This window comes from Telluria sp. ZB4P37, assembly GCF_059685855.1.
Genome location: NZ_JCASID010000011.1, coordinates 117,189 through 133,942, shown reverse-complemented (window position 1 = coordinate 133,942; position 16,754 = coordinate 117,189). Strand labels below are relative to the sequence as shown.

At 67.2% G+C, this 16,754-nt stretch carries 15 protein-coding genes; 3 read left to right on the top strand and 12 right to left on the bottom strand.

The window, feature by feature from the left end; genetic code table 11:
• Positions 1–222 precede the first annotated feature (222 nt).
• Entirely contained in the window at positions 223–1,773 is a 1,551-nt protein-coding gene (gene murJ / locus AC56K1_RS17135) for a murein biosynthesis integral membrane protein MurJ (RefSeq protein ID WP_497158999.1), read from the top strand.
• A gap of 12 nt (positions 1,774–1,785) precedes the next feature.
• On the opposite strand, the gene AC56K1_RS17130 is transcribed toward murJ, so the two are convergent.
• Genes AC56K1_RS17130 through gspG form a run of 11 tightly spaced genes read right to left on the bottom strand, consistent with a single transcriptional unit; the run spans position 1,786 to position 11,318 of the window.
• A complete protein-coding gene (locus tag AC56K1_RS17130; protein ID WP_497158998.1) occupies positions 1,786–2,535 on the bottom strand; it encodes a type II secretion system protein in 750 nt (249 codons plus the stop codon).
• Between the two features lies 1 nt (position 2,536).
• Positions 2,537–2,923, bottom strand: coding sequence for a type II secretion system protein (locus tag AC56K1_RS17125; RefSeq protein ID WP_497158997.1), 387 nt, complete (start codon positions 2,921–2,923; stop codon positions 2,537–2,539).
• 5 nt (positions 2,924–2,928) lie between these two features.
• Positions 2,929–3,399: a type II secretion system protein gene (locus AC56K1_RS17120; RefSeq protein ID WP_497158996.1), complete on the bottom strand. Its 471-nt coding sequence runs from the start codon at positions 3,397–3,399 to the stop codon at positions 2,929–2,931.
• 4 nt (positions 3,400–3,403) lie between these two features.
• The gene (locus AC56K1_RS17115) at positions 3,404–5,461 is read right to left on the bottom strand and encodes a secretin GspD/PilQ domain-containing protein (RefSeq protein ID WP_497158995.1); all 2,058 of its coding nucleotides are present in this window, start codon (positions 5,459–5,461) and stop codon (positions 3,404–3,406) included.
• Between the two features lie 35 nt (positions 5,462–5,496).
• Complete coding sequence (locus AC56K1_RS17110) at positions 5,497–6,048, bottom strand: hypothetical protein (protein ID WP_497158994.1); 552 nt, start codon at positions 6,046–6,048, stop codon at positions 5,497–5,499.
• A complete protein-coding gene (locus tag AC56K1_RS17105) occupies positions 6,045–6,629 on the bottom strand; it encodes a hypothetical protein (RefSeq protein WP_497158993.1) in 585 nt (194 codons plus the stop codon). Before AC56K1_RS17105 ends, AC56K1_RS17110 begins: the two co-directional genes overlap by 4 nt.
• On the bottom strand, positions 6,626–7,171 hold the full coding sequence (locus AC56K1_RS17100) for a PilN domain-containing protein (RefSeq protein WP_497158992.1): 546 nt from the start codon (positions 7,169–7,171) through the stop codon (positions 6,626–6,628). The genes AC56K1_RS17105 and AC56K1_RS17100 overlap by 4 nt, the downstream gene beginning before the upstream one ends.
• Positions 7,168–7,977, bottom strand: coding sequence for a hypothetical protein (locus AC56K1_RS17095; RefSeq protein WP_497158991.1), 810 nt, complete (start codon positions 7,975–7,977; stop codon positions 7,168–7,170). The genes AC56K1_RS17100 and AC56K1_RS17095 overlap by 4 nt, the downstream gene beginning before the upstream one ends.
• On the bottom strand, positions 7,970–9,652 hold the full coding sequence (locus AC56K1_RS17090; RefSeq protein ID WP_497158990.1) for a GspE/PulE family protein: 1,683 nt from the start codon (positions 9,650–9,652) through the stop codon (positions 7,970–7,972). The genes AC56K1_RS17095 and AC56K1_RS17090 overlap by 8 nt, the downstream gene beginning before the upstream one ends.
• On the bottom strand, positions 9,649–10,839 hold the full coding sequence (locus tag AC56K1_RS17085) for a type II secretion system F family protein (protein ID WP_497158989.1): 1,191 nt from the start codon (positions 10,837–10,839) through the stop codon (positions 9,649–9,651). The genes AC56K1_RS17090 and AC56K1_RS17085 overlap by 4 nt, the downstream gene beginning before the upstream one ends.
• A 53-nt stretch (positions 10,840–10,892) precedes the next feature.
• Positions 10,893–11,318: a type II secretion system major pseudopilin GspG gene (gspG, locus tag AC56K1_RS17080; protein ID WP_497158988.1), complete on the bottom strand. Its 426-nt coding sequence runs from the start codon at positions 11,316–11,318 to the stop codon at positions 10,893–10,895.
• 500 nt (positions 11,319–11,818) lie between these two features.
• Between gspG and AC56K1_RS17075 the strand changes: the two genes are divergently transcribed.
• Both AC56K1_RS17075 and AC56K1_RS17070 read left to right on the top strand, forming a co-directional pair.
• Positions 11,819–12,622, top strand: coding sequence for an NF038120 family PEP-CTERM protein (locus AC56K1_RS17075; protein WP_497158987.1), 804 nt, complete (start codon positions 11,819–11,821; stop codon positions 12,620–12,622).
• A 36-nt stretch (positions 12,623–12,658) separates the two neighbouring features.
• Positions 12,659–15,883: a S8 family serine peptidase gene (locus AC56K1_RS17070; RefSeq protein ID WP_497158986.1), complete on the top strand. Its 3,225-nt coding sequence runs from the start codon at positions 12,659–12,661 to the stop codon at positions 15,881–15,883.
• 150 nt (positions 15,884–16,033) lie between these two features.
• On the opposite strand, the gene AC56K1_RS17065 is transcribed toward AC56K1_RS17070, so the two are convergent.
• Positions 16,034–16,459: a hypothetical protein gene (locus AC56K1_RS17065; RefSeq protein ID WP_497158985.1), complete on the bottom strand. Its 426-nt coding sequence runs from the start codon at positions 16,457–16,459 to the stop codon at positions 16,034–16,036.
• Between the last annotated feature and the right edge of the window lie 295 nt (positions 16,460–16,754).

Below are 16,754 nucleotides of genomic sequence, written 5' to 3'. Positions count from 1 at the left end.
GGCAAACATTAGCGAGTGAAACCGGCGCTTTCAGTGCCTGCCCAACGATTGGTGTCTGCTAACAGAATTCAGTACAGCCCACGATTATAGCGAAGGAATCGGGTATCGGCAATTCATAAATCAATAATTGTCGTCCACACTACGCCAGTAAAACGAATAAACTGCTCTTGCGCCCCCGTGCGCCGGGACCGGCTTGGTGTTGCCCAAGTATAATCCCCGCCCATGAACCTGCTCCGTACCCTCGCTGCCATTTCCAGCATGACCATGGTGTCCCGCGTCACCGGTCTGTTGCGCGACAGCCTGTTCGCGGCCGCCTTCGGCGCCTCGAATTTCACCGACGCCTTCAACATCGCCTTCCGCCTGCCCAACTTGCTGCGGCGGCTGTTCGCCGAGGGCGCCTTCTCCCAGGCCTTCGTGCCCATCCTGACCGAATACAAGACCAAGCACGGCTTGGCCGCCACCAAGACCCTGGTCGACCATGTCGCCACGGTGCTGATTTGGGCGACGATATTGGTGAGCATCGCCGGCATCGTGGCCGCCCCGGTCCTGATCCTGTGGATCGGCGGCGGGCTCCAGCGCGAGCCGGCGGCTTTCGACGCCGCGATCGTGATGACCCAGATGATGTTCCCCTACATCGCCTGCATGGCCTTCGTGGCCCTGTCGAGCGGCATCCTCAACACCTGGCACCAGTTCAAGATCCCGGCCATCACCCCGGTGCTGCTGAACCTGTCGTTCATCTTTGCCGCCCTGGTGATGTCCGATTATTTCGAACAGCCGATCTATGCGATGGCGGTGGGCGTGTGCATCGGCGGCCTGCTGCAGGTGGCAGTGCAGCTGCCTTCCCTGATCAAGCTCGGCATGCTGCCGCGCATCGCGCTCAATCCGCTGGTGGGCCTGCGCAACGCCGGCGTGCATCGCATGCTCGGCAAGATGGGGCCGGCCGTGTTCGCCGTCGCGGCGGCCCAGATCAGCCTCCTGATCAACACCACCATCGCGGCGGGACTGGCCGCCGGCGCCGTCACGGCCCTGCAATACGCCGACCGCCTGATGGAGCTGCCGACCGCGCTGCTGGGCGTGGCCCTGGGCACCATCCTGCTGCCGGGCCTGGCCAAGGCCAATACCGAGGGCGACACCCACGAATACTCTTCCCTGCTCGACTGGGGCCTGCGCCTGACCTTCCTGCTGTCGATCCCGTCGGCAGTAGGCCTGGCCACCCTGGCCACGCCGATGATTGCCACCCTCTTCCACTACGGTAAATTCGACGCCGTCGACGTCGCTGCCTCGTCAATGCCGCTGATGGCCTATAGCGCCGGCCTGCTCGGCTTCATCCTGGTGAAAACCCTGGCGCCGGCCTTCTTCGCGCGCCAGGAAGTGCGTACGCCGGTCAAGATCGCGGTGGGCGTGCTGGTGGCGACCCAGCTGATGAACCTGGTGTTCGTGCCGCTGCTGGGCGTGGCCGGCCTGGCGCTGTCGATCGGGGTCGGGGCCTGCATCAATGCGGCCTTCCTGTATGCCGGCCTGCGGCGTCGCCAGATCTACGTGCCGCAGCCGGGCTGGGGCAGCTTCCTGCTCAAGCTGTTTGTTGCGGTGACCGTGATGGGCGCGGTCTCGTGGTTCGCCCAGGCGCAATTCGACTGGATCGCGCTGCGCGCCACGCCGCTTCTGCGCGCCGGCCTCCTGGCGGCGATCATCACGGCCGCCGCCCTGGCCTATTTCGCCGTGCTGATGGCGCTGGGCTTCCGCCCGCGCGACTTCAAGCGCCGCGCCAAGTAAGCGACAAGGGGCCTAGCGCCCCGAGTCCCGGGCCGGGGGTTCCTTCGGCTCGTCCTTGTCCTCTTTGTCCTTCCTGCCGTCGTCGGACTCGTCCTGTTCGGGCGGTGCTTCTGCGGGCGGCTCGGGCTCCGGTTCCGGCTCGGGTTCGGCCTGGGGGGGCGGCGGCGCCACTTCCTGCATCGGCGCCTGGGCCGCGACCGGGGCGGCGGCCGGTGCATCCGGCAGTTCCGGCGGCGGCGCCATCGTCACCTGCGGCTGGGGCATACCCGGCCGTGGGGCCGGCGCCGCGCCCTGCCCCGTGGCCATGAACTTCCAGTCCGCCAGGTGCGCCTTGTTCTCGAAATTGGCGAAGCGTTCGTCGAACTTCGCGAGCTTCAAAGGCTGCGCCTGCGACAGGCTGTGCACCCCGAGGATGCGCCCCGCCTCGCCGGCGCGCACCAGGCCCCACTCGGCCTGGCCGGTGACCGGGTCGACGAAGATCTTGCGCAGGTGGCGGCGCGGATTCGGGAAGCGCGGGTCGCGCAGCAGTTCCTGCAGCGACAGCGGCTGCGGCGGCTGGCCGCGCGGCGTGGCCTCGGCATAGCTCTTGAGGGCGGCGCTGAACTGCGCGCCGATCTCCAGCAACTCCTGCTCGGCCTGGGCGCGCTGCAGGAGCGCGCCGACCTTCAGGGTCGCGGCGCCCACCATGCCGATGATGAAGACAAAGATGATCAGGCCGAGGTAGGTGAACCCGGCCTGGTGGCGGCGCGCGCTTGCCCGCACCTCACCACTCCGCGTAGGCCGTGCCCTTGCGGCCGGCGCCAGGCGCGCCGCTGCGGACATTGCCGACCGCGCCCTGCTCGCCTTCCGGCGGCGGCTCGACGATCCAGCCTTCGCGCGACTCCAGGATCGGGTCCATCGGCAGCTCGCGCAGGTATTTTTTCTCGACCAGCTGCGCGAGCGACTCCGGATAGCGCCCGGTATCGGCGTGGAACTGGTCGATGATGGCGCGCGTATTGCGCAGGTTCTCGAGCAGGATGGTCTCCTTGCTACTGTCGATGCTCGGGAAGAAGCGCGGCACCGCCAGCGTCAGCAGCAGCGCCACGATGCCCAGCACCACCAGCAGCTCGATCAGGGTAAAGGCGCGCGGGCGCCGCGGGACAATGCGCATCGTGCTCACCACTTCTTGTAAGGGATACCGTTCAGGCCAAGCTTTTCGGAGCTTGAGTACACGTCGTAGACGTCGTCGCCCTCCTTCGGCTCGTCCGGCTCGCTGGCATAGCTGCGCTTGCCCCAGGTGGCGGCGTCCGCCAGTTCCGGATCGGAATTGAAGGGGTCGCGCGGCAGGCGCCGCATGAAGTAAATCCTGGCCTGCCTGGGGCTGCGCAGGTCGCGCACGCCCTCGGCCAGCATCTCCAGGCGCGGCGGATAGCCGGTGGCGCCGGCGGTCTTGGCCACCCGCCCTTCGTCGCTGGCCTTCTTGTAGGCGTCGATCCCGGCGCGGATCTCGCGCAGCGCGCGGCGCAGTTCCACCTCGTCGCGGCGCTGGGCCGTGACCTGGGCCACCGGCACCACCAGCGTTCCCAGCAGGGCCAGGATTGCCAGCGTCACCAGCAGCTCGATGAGCGTGAAGCCGCGCGTTCTCATTGCGTCATTGCTGGGCAGGAGGCGTGGCCGGCGGAGGCGGCGGGACCGGGACCACCTGGATGGTGACGGCCGGCGCGGCTGGAGGCGCGGTGCCTGGCGCCGGCGCGGGAACGGCACCGGGCGGCGCCGAGGGCGGCGAGCCGACCTGCGGCGTCACCGGCAATTCGGACGGCGGCACCGAGACCGGCGCAGCCGGCGCGCCCGGGGTAGCCGCAGCGCCTGCCGGAGGCTGCACCGTACCGGACGCCGCGCCCTGCGCCGTGCCCGCGGCGCGCGCCGCAGCGGCGGCAGCGGCGGCGCCGGCCACGCCCGGCAGCTGCACCGGTGCGCGCACCGTGCTGTCGGGACGGCGGCGGAAGCTCGCCTCGGTGCCGGCGCCGAATTCCGATGCGGACGCCGGCGGACGCTGCACGGTGCGCACCAGGCGCGGCGTGATCGACAGCACGATCTCGGTGCGGTCATTCTGGTCGCGGGTACTGCCGAACAGGCGGCCGACGATCGGCAGGTCGCCGATGCCCGGCACCTTGCTGCCGCTGGAGCGGTCTTCGTTGCTGATCAGGCCGGCCAGCACCTGGTTCTCGCCATCCTTCAATTGCAGCAGCGTGGTCGCCGAGCGCGTGCCGATCCGGTAGGCCACGGTGCCCGAGCGGGTCGTCACCGACTCGCCCAGGGTGCTGACCTCGAGCGAGATGCGGATCGCCACTTCGTTGTTCAGGTAGATGGTCGGCTCGACGTTCAGGGTCAGGCCCACGTCCACGTAATTCACCGATTCCGACGCGAAGCCGCCGACGCCCGAGGAGATCGTGGTCGAGATGTTGGGGATCTTGTCGCCGATGACGACCTTGGCCTTTTCCTTGTTACGCACGCGGATGCGCGGGTTGGCCAGGGTATTGGAGTCGCCGTCGGTCTTGTTGGCGTTGACGGTGGCGCTCAATTCGCTGATCACGCCGATGTTCCCGCGGTTCAGGCCGCGCAGGTCGTCGATGGTCAGCGGCGCGCCGTCCAGGCCCGCCAGCGGGGCAAAGGACAGCGAACCGGGCCAGGAGATGCCAAGGTCGGTGATGCGGCTGCGCTTGATCTCGAGCACCTCGACGTCGAGCATGACTTCCGGCTCGGGCACGTCCTGCAAGGCCACCAATTGGGTGGCCACGCGCACCGCTTCCGGGCTGTCGCGCAGGATCACGAGGTTGAGCTTTTCGTCCACCACCACGTCGCGCGACTTCAGGATGGTCTTGAAGGTATTGGCGATGTTCTTGGCGTCGGCATTGGCCAGGAAGAAGGTCTTGACCGTCATCTCCTGGTATTCCTTCAGCTTGGCCGCGATGTTCGGATAGATCAGGATGGTGTTGCCGTCCATGACCTGGCGCTCGAGCTGGTTGGTCATCAACAGGTAGTACACCGCCGCTTCCACCGTGCTGTTCTTCAAGAAGATCGAGGTGCGCGTGTCGGCCTTGACGTCCTTGTCGAAGACGAAATTCAGGCCCGAGTGGCGCGAGATGATCTCGAACACCTGCTTGAGCGGGGCGTCGCGGAACTCCAGGCTGATCGGTTTGCGAAAGCTCGCGGCCAGCGCGGCTTCGCCGGCCGGCGCCGCTTCGGCCTTGTCGTTGACCTCGCCCAGCAGCAGGCGCGCCGGCTCGTGCCCGGGGCGTTCGCTCAGGATGGCCTGCAACTTCTGGCGCGCTGTATCGAGCTCGTTCTTGTCCAGCGCGGCGCGCGCCGCTTCCATCAGCCGCGCGTGGCGGCGGTCGGCCTCGACCGCGCGCAGGCCGGCACGCGCGCGTTCGTTGGCCGGGTCGAAGGCCAGCACGCGGCGGTAGTCCTGCAGCGCCAGCTCGACCTGGCCGGCGGCCAGGCTGGCATCGGCCTGGCCGAGCAGGCGGCCCGCGGCGCTGTCGCGCGCCCGCAGATAGGCCGTCTTGTACTGGGCGTTGTTCGGGTCGGCGGTCACCGCCTCCTGGTACTTGACCAGGCCGGCCGCGACCTGGTCCTTCGCTACCAGGGCATTGCCCTCCTGGTAGGCGCGCTGCCCCGCACAGCCGGCAAGAAGCACGATCGTCATGCAGGCTGCCAGCGCAGTATTCCGGAAAGGAACCATCAGTCGAATACTCCAATATTAAGCTGCTGAACCTGGTTCAGCGGCAGGTAGGTCAGGGTCAGCACCGGCGGCTTGATCGCGTCGACGCGGTAGGTGCCGTCAATAACCATGTTTTCGCGCACCAGGTGGGTACGGTCGCCGCGCGCCAGGTAGATTTCCCAGGCGCCGTCCTGCAGCGACTTGCCGATATAGGTGAAAGGCAGCGGTGGCGCGACGGGGGCCGGCGGCGGTGGCGCCGGTTCGGGCGGTGGTGGTGGCGGCGGTGCCGGGGTCCAGTCCTGGGGGCCGAATACCGCGCCCTTGTCGCCGCCGTCAACGGCGCCGAAGCGGTCCTCGTCTCCGCCGATCAGGGTCTCGCGCGGCACCAGGCGCAGGATGGCCGGCGCACCGGCCTTCGCTGCAGGCACGGCGTCAATGCGCGCCGGCGCGACCGTGACCGCGGCACGCTCGACGGGTTCGGCCACTGCGTCGTCGGGGGTGCGGTCGCCGAACACGACCAGGCCGGCGGCCAGCACCAGCGCCGCGCCCATGGCAAGGTGGCGCGGCTTCATCGCGGCACTCCCGGCGCTGCCGACAAATAGAGCGTCATGCGCAGGCGCGCCTCGACGGTATCGATGCCGATCGCATCGCGCCGGAAGCTCACATCGTCGAGCGAGGCATGCGGCACCGCGCGCAGCGCATCGAAGGCGAACTGCCAGATCGCCGCATATTTTCCGGTCACCGGCAAATTGATCTGGTAGGTATACAGCCTGGCCGTACGGTCGTAGCTGCTGCGGTATTCGCCCTGGCGCAGCGTCAGGCCATTCTTTGCCGCCAGCGCGAACAGCGCCTTGAGCTGGCGCTCGGCCTTGCTGCGTTCGCCCAGCGCGCCGTAGAAATGCGCGAGGTTCTGGTCGGCGCTCGGCGGCGGCGCCGGCGCCGGAGGCGGCGCAGGCACCGCCGCCTGCAGGCGCGCCGTTGCGTATTCCCGTTCCACCTCGGCGCGCGCCATGGCGGTCCACATCATGGCGCCGAGCGCTGCCAGCAGCAGCACGACGGCAGCCGTGACGAGCGGATTGAGGCGTCGCAGCGCCAGCTGCACGCGCAGCCACAGCGTCGGCACGGCGGCCGTATTCAAGCCGGCGCGCTTCATGGCGTGCCCCATTGGGCGGCGACCTGGAAACGCAGCGGACGGTTCGGATCCTGCTCCGCGATCTCATGGCGCGTCAACACGACCGAGCCGAACCAGTTTTGCTCCTGCATCCTCGCCACATAGGCCAGCATGTCGTCGCTGTTGCGGGTCTCGGCGGTGATGCGCAGGGTGCGGCGCTTGGCGTCGGGCTCCAGCGCCAGCAGGGCCACGTTGGAAGGCGTGGCCGCGCGCACGGCTTCGTACAGGTCGCGCCAGGGCACATTGAGCTGCATGACGGCGTCGTTGACGGCCTGCACCTGGGCTTCCGGCAGCGCCAGCTTCGGCTGGACCGCCAGCGCCGGGCGCGCGGCCTGGCTGCGCGCCGCCAGCGCCACATGCAGGGCGTCGAGCTGCTCGCGCTCTTCCTGGTAGGCCTTGAACTGGATCGCCGCGCCGAAGCACAGCGAGGCGATGGCAAACAGTAGCGCGGCGCTGCTGACCGGGGTCCGGAACAGGGTACGCCGCAGCGAGGGCGGCGCGAAATCGATACGGACAGGCTTCATGCGGGGATTCCTGTGCGCGCCAGGCGCACATGCAGCGGCCAGTGGCCCGTGCTGTCGTCTTCCAGCAGGGTGCAGGCAAACTTCAGGCGGCCGGCCGAACTGGCCCAGCCGGCGGGCACCGCCCCGCACAGCTGCAAGCGTTCGGGGCGCTCCACGCCCACCCGCAACGCTTCGCGCGCGACGTGGGCTTCCAGCCAGTCGCGCCCTGCTCCCTCCGGGATCACGGCAGTGCGCACCGCAGCCAGCGCCATGCCGTCATAGGCAGCCAGCGACAGCACGCCGCCGTGCACCAGGCCGAACCAGGTGCCCGGACGGCGCAGGCGGCGCCACGCATTCATCGCGGCGACGAACTGCGGCACCACCTCGACCAGGGTAAACCGGTGCTCGCGTCCCAGGGCCTCCAGCAGTTCCACCAGGCCGGCGGGAACAGCGGCAGCCAGGAACGGACGGGTGGCATGCCAGTCGGCGCTAATGCGCCACTCGTGCGCGGGCACGCCGAACAGGCCCTGGAAGCGGAAGGCGGCGGCGGCCTGCAGGTCGCCCAGGCGCGAGGCGCCGGATGGGGGCGGCACCTGCCACAGGTGCACCAGTTCATCGGCCAGCACCACGCTGACGGCCAGGCCGCGCGGGGCATGTTCGCCCAGCAGCGCACGCAGGCCGTTGGCCAGCGCGTCGGGCGCGCCGGCTTCCACCGGCTGTACCGCCAGCACCTCGGCCGACTGCGTCACCAGGCCGCTCGTGCGTAGCAGCGCCAGGCCGTCGGCGGCGATGCCCAGGCGCAGGGATTGTCCGAAACGCCTAAGCATGAAGGGTCACCCGTTTGATTTCGTCGATGGTGGTGGCGCCGCGCTTGACCAGGTCGAGGGCGGCCAGGCGCAGGCTGCGGGTGCCGTTGGCATGGGCCGCGGCCTTGATGCGGCGGATCGGCTGCTTGTCCACGATCAGTTCGCGGATCTCGTCGTTGAGCGTAAGGATCTCGGCGATCGAGCGGCGCCCGCGGTAGCCGGTGCCGCGGCAGTCGCCGCAGCCCTTGCCGCGCATGAAGACGTAATCCAGCACTTCCGCGCGCTCCAGGTGCACCGAGGCCAGTTCGAGCGCGTCCGGTTCGTACTGCACGGCGCAGTGCGGGCAGTTCATGCGGATCAGGCGCTGGGCCCAGATGCCGTTCAGCGCCGACACGAAGGCATACGGGTCGATGCCCATGTGGGTGAAGCGGCCGAACACGTCGAACACGTTGTTGGCGTGGACCGTCGTGAGCACCAGGTGGCCGGTCAGCGCCGACTGCACCGCGATCTCGGCGGTCTCGCGGTCGCGGATCTCGCCGACCATGATTTTGTCGGGGTCGTGGCGCAGGATCGAGCGCAGGCCCTTTGCAAAGGTCAGGCCTTTCTTTTCGTTCACCGGAATCTGCAGGATGCCGGGCAGCTGGTATTCCACCGGGTCTTCGATGGTGATGATCTTCTCGCGCCCGTTGTGGATTTCCGTCAGGGCCGCGTACAGCGTGGTGGTCTTGCCCGAGCCGGTCGGGCCGGTCACGAGCAGCATGCCGTAGGCTTCCTGCGCGAGCGTGCGCAAGGTCGCCAGCGATGGCGCGTCGAAGCCCAGCGCTTCGAGCGTGAGCGAGCCATACGATTCGATCATGGCGCGCTTGTCGAGGATACGAATGACCGCGTCCTCGCCATGGATGCTCGGCATGATCGACACGCGCAAGTCGATGTCGCGCCCGCCGGATTCGACCCGGAAGCTGCCGTCCTGCGGGATGCGGCGCTCGGCGATGTCGAGTTCGGCCAGCACCTTGATGCGCGAGATGATGTGCTCGGCCAGTTCGATGCCGCCCACCGTGGCCGCATGATCGAGCACGCCGTCGACCCGGTATTTCACCGACAGGCCGCCGGCGGTGCTTTCCAGGTGGATGTCCGAGGCGCCGGCCTTGAGCGCGTCGTACAGGGTCGAGTTGACCACCTTGACCGCCGGACTGCCCGCTTCCGAGACCGAGGCAAAGGAGAGCACCTGGTTGGCCTTGCCGTCGCGGCGCGTCTCGGCACCGCCGCCGACCAGGCTGTCTACGGCGCGCGCGGATTCTTCCTGCTTCGACAAATAGGCCTGGATATCGGACTGCAGCGCCAGGCACAGATCCAGCGGAGATCTAGCGGTGGCGCGCGCCTGGGCGCCGAGCCATGTTTGTAAGTCGAGGTCGAAGGGATCGGCCAGCACGCCGGTCAGGCGGCCGTCCAGGCCGCGCAGCAGCACGCAGTGGCGCGACATGGCCGAGGCCAGCGGCAGCAGGTCGAAGGCCGGTGACTGGGCCAGCATGGCCGCGGTTTCCATCACCGGCAATCCGAAGGGCGCGGCCAGGTCGCGCACGATCTGGCGCGGCTCCTGGCCGGTGAGGCCTTCGAGTTCGGCCACCAGGCCGCGGCGCGAGCCGTTGGCCAGCGCGCGGGCGCGCGCCAGCAGGGTCGCATCCAGTACGGCGCTCAAGACATGTCTCCTGCGAGGTCGAAAATCGGCATGTATAGAAGGACCACGATGGCGCCGACCACCAGCCCGATGGCCGCCATCAGCAGCGGCTCGAAGGTGCGGGTGAAGCGGTCGATCCAGCGCGTGATCTCGCCGTCGTAGAAGGCGGCCGACTGGGTCAGCATCGGCCCCATGTCGCCGGTGCGCTCGCCCACGCGCAGCATGCGCAGAGAAATCGGCGTGGTCAGGCCGTTGGCCTCGAAGGCATTCGACAGCGGCTGGCCCGATTCGATGGCGGCGCGTGCATTGGCCAGGCCCTTGCGCACCGTGCCGGAGACCATCGGCTGCACGGTCTCGATGGCGTTGACGATGGTGATACCGCCTTCGGTGAGCATGCCCAGGGTGAGATAAAGGCGTGAGAGTTCGTAGATGCGCGCGCGTTCGCCGATGCCGGGAATGCGCGCCAGCAGACGGGTGATGCCGCCGCTGCGCAAGGCATGGCGCACGCCGGCAACCAGGCCAGTGACCAGCGCCAGCGCCGCGATCGCGATCGCGCTGCCATGGCTGGACGCGAACTGGCCCCAGTCGAGCAGCAGCTGGGACATCCAGGGCAGCGAGCGCCCTGCCCCCTGGTAGACCTCGGCGAATTTCGGCACCACGTAGCCGATCAGGAAGCCGCTCACGCCGCCGCCAACGATCAGGAGGATGACCGGATAGATCGAGGCGCTGACGACCTTGCTGCGCACGATGTCGATGCGCTGCTGGTAGTCGATGTAGCGGGTCAGCGCGCGCGGCAAATCGCTGGTGCCCTCGGCGGCGCGCACGATGCCGACATATAAAGGGGGGAACAGGTCCGGCTGGGCCGCCAGTACGGCGGAGAAGCGCTTGCCTTCGCGCAGGCCGCCCAGCAGGCGCTCGAGCACGCTGCGCGCGCCGGGACTGGCTTCTTTTTCAAGCAGCGCTTCCAGGCTTTCGACGATGCCCAGGCCTGCATTGAGCAGGGCCAGCAGCTCCTGGCTGAACAGGACGATGGAGAGCTTGCCGGCGCGCTGGCGCGCCAGGCGGGTGCCGCCGCGCGCCGGTTCGATGGCGCTGACGAACAGGCCGCGCGCCTCGACCTGGCGGCGTGCCTCGAGCGCATCGGCGGCGTCGACGACGATGTTCGCGATCGACATGTCGGGCGCAAGGGTGCGGACGGCAAACTGCATGGAGGCGTGTCCGGCTCAGTACTGGGAAATGATGGCGCGAAGGCGACGGCTGCTTATTGCGACGAGATGTCGGCGTTGTCGCCGGTCCCGCCGGGCTGGCCGTCCTTGCCCAGCGAGAGGATCTCGTACTCGGCCTTGCTGCCCGGCGAGCGGTACTGGTAGGCGCGGCCCCACGGATCTTGCGGCACGCCTTTTTTCAGGTAGGGGCCGTTCCACTTGGCGCCGGCGCTCGGCGGCGCGGTCATGAGCGCGCCCAGGCCTTCTTCGGCGCTCGGGTAGCGGCCGACGTCGAGGCGGTAGGTGTCGAGCGATTTGTCGAAGGCCTCGATCTGGGCCTTGGCGACGGTGACTTCGGACTTGCCGAGCTGGGAGAAATACTTCGGACCGACATAGGCGGCGAGCAGGCCGATGATCACGATCACCACCAGCAGTTCGAGCAGCGTGAAGCCGCGGGTGCGCTGGGTCTGATTTTGTTTCATTACTGCATACATCCGACGGACTCCTCTGTTGCTCGACCAATAAGACTTTTTGTAGTGTGACCCCGCGCCGGCCTGGCGGCCGGGCGGCAGGCGGGGACGCCCTGCGCCGAGCAGGCTACCACGGCGGGAATAGTTGAGACAACTTTTCTTTCAGCCTTGAAGCATGCGCTGAATTACCTATGAGAAACACTGGGGCAAGGAGAGCCGGGCTTGCCATAAATCTCTTGGATTCGCTACCCGGGTTCTCACGCTTGTCGCAAATTTCGGACAAAAAGCCTGATTACTTGACACTGCACTTTGTTAGGAGAAACAAAATTTTCTGCGGCACATTTGCTCATGCAAAAAATTTCCTACGTTAAAATTTTTTACATGATCATTATTTCCTTTGCTATATTCGGTTGCAACCCGTAACGGAAAATGCGGGGCGGAAAAAAAACGCCGGGGACCGGCACAGCAATCGGCACTACCAAACATACCAACCAATAAAGGTAACCAGACTGATGAAACGCGAAAACCAAACTACTGCGCGCGCCCACGCCGTGCCCGCTGTCCTGAAAAACCTGCTGTGCGCATCGGTCGTTGCCGCCCTGGGCGCCTTCGCTCCGGCCCAGGCAACCATCCTCACCTTCGAGAATGTCGAAAACGTCGTCACCTCGGCGCTCGGCGAGTTCGACACCGCCTACAACACGGGCGACCAGTTCATGGACCAGCATTTCCTGCTGCAGGTGCAGAACAGCCCGACGGCGGACGCCGGCGAATACGGCCTGGTCGGCGCGCAGATCCAGTCGAGCAACCCCTACGCCTGCACGGTCACGGCTTGCCCGACCGGCGGCGACGGCATGTACTACGCCGGCCTGAACGACGGCTCGGTACGGATCACCAGCACCCTGGCCAACAGCTGGTTCCAGCTGCAAGGCCTGTCGTTCGCCTTCATTGGCCCGATTCCCGGCCTGATGAACGCCAGCTACGGCCGCCTGCTCCTGAGGGGCACCACCAACACCGGCGCGACGATCTCCACCAATGCCGACTTCCCGGGCCAGAACGCCAGCGGCAACTTCGTGTTCGGGGACTTTTCGGTCGGTAACGTCTTCAGCTCCAGCGTGCTGACCAGCCTGACCATCAGCTCCTGCCTGTTCGACGAAACCGGCGGGTGCCAGCAGGCGCGCGACTTCACCCAGAACCAGGCCCAGTTCGGCGTGGACAACATCACCCTGTCCGAAGTGCCGGAGCCGGCAACCATCGGCCTGATGCTGATGGGCGTTGCCGGCTTGACTGCCGCCCGTCGCCGCAAGAGCGCCAAGTAAGCGCCTGCCGACCTCATAGAACAAGGAAAAAATCACATGAAACTGCGTCCTGTTTCCCTCGCCGTCCTCGCGCTGCTCTCCAGCGTGGCAATGAGCGCCTCCGCCGACGACGTGCGCCGCTCCTATATCGTGCAACTGGCCGACAAGCCGGTTGCTTCCTACACCGGCGGCGTCGCCGGCCTGCCTGCAACCAAGCCGGCCGCCGGCCAGCAGCTCAACGTCAACGCAGGCGACGTGCAAGCCTATGTCGCTTACCTCGACCAGAAGCAGGACAGCGTGCTGGCCAGCGTCACCGCGGCCCAGGTCACCCACAAGTACAAGGTCGTCTTCAACGGCTTCTCGGCCATGATGACCGAGGACGAAGTCAAGGCGCTCAAGGGCAATCCGGCAGTCGCCAACATCACCGCCGACGAAGCGCGCACCCCGGACACCAACTTCACCCCGACCTTCCTCGGCATCGACAAGAAAGACGGCACCGGCCTGTGGAGCAAGTCCGCGGACGGCAAGGCCGGCGAAGGCGTCATCATCGGCATCGTCGACGGCGGCATCTGGCCTGAGAACAAGTCGTTCGCCGACCGCGTGGACGCCAATGGCGACCCGACCTTCGACGCCTCGGGCGAACTGGCCTTCGGCGCGGCTCCGGCCGGCTGGAACGGCGCCTGCGTGACTGGCGAAGGCTTCGCCGCTTCGCATTGCAACAACAAGCTGATCGGCGCGCGCTACTTCAACAAGGGCTTCGTCGCCAGCGGCCGCCCGATGCACTGGACCGACTTCGTGTCGCCACGCGACTCGGTGGACGGCCCAAGCGGCCACGGCGGCCACGGCACCCACACCGCCAGCACTGCCGGCGGCAACAGCAATGTCGCCGTCACCATGAACGGCATCGCGATGGGCAAGGCCAGCGGCATGGCGCCACGCGCCCGTATCGCCGCCTACAAAGTGTGCTGGACCTTCCCGGACGCCACCAACCCTGACGGTTCCGGCACCCGCAACAGCTGCTACAACTCGGACACCGTGGCCGCGATCGACCAGGCTGTCATCGACGGCGTGGACGTGATCAACTTCTCGATCAGCGGCTCGCAGACCAGCGTGGCCGATGCGGTCGAACTGGCCTTCTTCGGCGCCGCCGACGCCAACGTCTTCGTGGCCGCTTCGGCCGGTAACAGCGGCCCGGCCAATGCCGTCGCCCACCTGAGCCCATGGGTGACCACGGTTGCCGCATCGACCCACAACCGCCTGAACGGCGCTACCGCCACCATCGGCACCGGAACTGCTTACGTCGGCGCGTCGCTCAACACGACCGCCCTGCCGGCCACCGCCGCCATTTCGGCGCGCGACGCCGGCGTGGTGCCTTACGCCAGCCTGAGCGCCGCCGACAAGGTGGCACGCCGCCAGTGCTTCATCCCGTCCGACATCACCACCTACCCTGCCTCCAACGCAACTCCGGCTGCGCTGCTGGACCGCAGCAAGGCCGAAGGCAAGGTCGTGGTCTGCGAACGCGGCGTGACTGCCCGTACCGACAAGAGCCGCGCCGTGGCCGAAGCCGGCGGCGTCGGCATGGTCCTGATCGACAATGGTTCCGGCCCGGTCGCCGAAGTGCACGCAGTCCCGACCGTGCACCTGAGCCTGGCCAACGGCACTGCCGTCAACAACTATGTACTGGCCAACCCTGCTGCTACTGTGGCCATCGGCACCTGGAGTGCGCAGGTCGGCACCGCCCCGGCGCCGGTCATTGCCAGCTTCTCGTCGCGTGGCCCGAACCGCGGCTACGCCAGCATCCTCAAGCCTGACCTGACCGCGCCTGGCGTGGACGTCATCGCCGGCGTCAGCCCGGTCAAGACCCAGTCCGAGCGCGATGCCATCGCCAACGGCAGCGCAGTGCCGGGCGCCGCATGGGCGTCCTACCAGGGCACCTCGATGTCGAGCCCGCACGTGGCCGGCCTGGCCGCCGTGCTCAGGCAGCAGCACCCTGAGTGGTCGCCAGCCGCCATCAAGTCGGCCCTGATGACCACCGCCGCCGGCACCTTTGCTGACGCCTACCTGCTGACCGACGCACGTTCGGGCCGCCTGCCATGGGGCCAGGGCGCCGGCCACGTGGTGCCGAACAAGGCAACCGACCCGGGCCTGGTGTACGACGCCGGCACCGTCGACTACCTGCGCTTCATGTGCGGTGTGGGCGGCATCGTCGGCGCTGCGACCTGCTCGCAGACCGGCAGCATCGCGGCGCACAACCTGAACCTGCCGTCGCTGACCTCGGGCAGCGTGCTGGGCAAGCTGACCATGACGCGTACCGTCACCAACGTCAGCGGCCAGCCGCAGACCTTCAACGCGACCGCATCGCTGCCGGGCTTCACTGTCACCGTCAGTCCGGCCAGCCTCACCCTGGCGCCGGGCGCCAAGGGCACGTTCAATGTCAGCCTGACCCGCACCGACGCCGTGATCAACGCCTACAGCTTCGGCGCACTCGAATGGCGCACCCCGGACGCCAAGTATGTCGTGCGCAGCCCGCTGACCGCCCGTCCACAGGCGTTCTCGGCTCCTGCTGCCCTGCATAGCGAGCAAGTCACCGGCAACCAGGTGTTCACCGTCGGTACCGGCTTCAGCGGCAAGCTGAGCGTGGTCAAGGGCGGCCTGAAGCCGGCAACGCTGGCGGTGCAGACCGTTGGCCGTACCCTGGCAGCTGATGGCGGCGTGCTCGAGTGCAAGAACGGCGGCGCAGCCGGCGTGATCGCCACCAGCGTCACCGTCCCTGCGAATACGATGGTGGCCCGCTTCTCGCTGCGCGACATCGACACCAGCGGCTTCAAAGCCGGCAAGTCGGACGACCTCGACCTGATCGTGTTCAATGCGGCCGGTGTCCAGGTTGGCTACAGCGGCAACGCGACCTCGAACGAAATGGTCACCCTGGCCGCTCCGGCAGCCGGCACCTACCGTGTCTGCGTGGCCGGCTATGCACCGAACGGCGGCAGCGCGACCTACACCCTGGCATCGTGGGTGGTGGGCAGCAGCGATACCGGCGGTGACATGAAGGTCAGCGTGCCAGCCAGCGTCTTCGTCGGCGGCACCTCGTCGGCCAGCGTCAGCTGGGGCAACCTGGTCGCAGGCCAGCGTTACCTGGGCGCGGTGGACTACCTGATGAACGGCACCACCAACATCGGCACCTCGCTGGTGACCGTGGACGCGACCAACCCGGTCCCGGTCCCTGCGACCGAAGGCAAGGAAGTGGCAGCCAACGGCAACGTCCTGTCGGGCGCAAACTAAGCGCCTGGCCCGGCCGGCCCTGCCGGCCGGGTTGTAGTACACACAAAAAAACGCTGCGTGCCCCAGGGCACGCAGCGTTTTTTTCATGTCTGTGGAAAGACCCTGGTTCCGGTCGCGGCAGCAGGCGGCGCCCACTGCACCGGCTGGCGGTCAGCTTGCCGCGGTCAGGGCGCTGCCGAGCTGGCAGGTGCCGGCCGTGCAGACCGCGCCCGGGTCGGGCATGAAGCGGCAGGTCGACACCATGCCCGACTTCGCATTGGCTGCCCGCGCTTCCTGCTGGTGCTGCTCGGCCAGCGCGCGCAGCGCCGCCTCCTTGCTGCCCGCGGTCGAATAGGCCAGGTAGCCCTCGGGGCCGCCGCATGCGCGCGCGCCGATCGGCAGCGTACGGCACTGGCCGCTGTCGGTGCAGGCTGCGTTGCCGACGGCGGCGCGCAGGCGCGCCAGCGTGTCCTGGCCCGGGGCCGGTGCGGTGGAAGAAGCCGGCGGGGTCGACGGCGGATCGATACGGCCCGGATCCTGCGCCTGGGAAGTGCAGGCAGTGCAGCCGAGCATGAGGAGTAGGAGGAGTTTTCGCATGGCCACATCTTCGCCCCGCTACCGGGGTGTGGTCAAGCGAATCACAGAGTTGTCAGGACTTCTTTTCCAAAGAGAAAAACATATTCCCTCCGTCGTTAACCTGCAACATACGACCGTTGACTCAGCACATTATTTTCCATGCAGAATTTTTTGTTGCACCGGAGATATATCACCTAAATAGCATTAACGTCTGAAAACTTCGTTCAATTTGCTTTCCAAATCTTAATATTGCAAATTATTTATCAAAATAAATTGAGCATAGGAAAAATTTACTCACTACAATAGAACCTGTTAC

Bases quoted from the DNA above. Each gene is read 5' to 3' on its own strand.
- murJ (WP_497158999.1), top strand. From the start codon at position 223: ATGAACCTGCTCCGTACCCTCGCTGCCATTTCCAGCATGACCATGGTG.
- AC56K1_RS17125 (WP_497158997.1), bottom strand. From the start codon at position 2,923: ATGCGCATTGTCCCGCGGCGCCCGCGCGCCTTTACCCTGATCGAGCTG.
- AC56K1_RS17120 (WP_497158996.1), bottom strand. From the start codon at position 3,399: ATGAGAACGCGCGGCTTCACGCTCATCGAGCTGCTGGTGACGCTGGCA.
- AC56K1_RS17115 (WP_497158995.1), bottom strand. From the start codon at position 5,461: ATGACGATCGTGCTTCTTGCCGGCTGTGCGGGGCAGCGCGCCTACCAG.
- AC56K1_RS17110 (WP_497158994.1), bottom strand. From the start codon at position 6,048: ATGAAGCCGCGCCACCTTGCCATGGGCGCGGCGCTGGTGCTGGCCGCC.
- AC56K1_RS17105 (WP_497158993.1), bottom strand. From the start codon at position 6,629: ATGAAGCGCGCCGGCTTGAATACGGCCGCCGTGCCGACGCTGTGGCTG.
- AC56K1_RS17100 (WP_497158992.1), bottom strand. From the start codon at position 7,171: ATGAAGCCTGTCCGTATCGATTTCGCGCCGCCCTCGCTGCGGCGTACC.
- AC56K1_RS17095 (WP_497158991.1), bottom strand. From the start codon at position 7,977: ATGCTTAGGCGTTTCGGACAATCCCTGCGCCTGGGCATCGCCGCCGAC.
- AC56K1_RS17085 (WP_497158989.1), bottom strand. From the start codon at position 10,839: ATGCAGTTTGCCGTCCGCACCCTTGCGCCCGACATGTCGATCGCGAAC.
- gspG (WP_497158988.1), bottom strand. From the start codon at position 11,318: ATGAAACAAAATCAGACCCAGCGCACCCGCGGCTTCACGCTGCTCGAA.
- AC56K1_RS17075 (WP_497158987.1), top strand. From the start codon at position 11,819: ATGAAACGCGAAAACCAAACTACTGCGCGCGCCCACGCCGTGCCCGCT.
- AC56K1_RS17070 (WP_497158986.1), top strand. From the start codon at position 12,659: ATGAAACTGCGTCCTGTTTCCCTCGCCGTCCTCGCGCTGCTCTCCAGC.
- AC56K1_RS17065 (WP_497158985.1), bottom strand. From the start codon at position 16,459: ATGCGAAAACTCCTCCTACTCCTCATGCTCGGCTGCACTGCCTGCACT.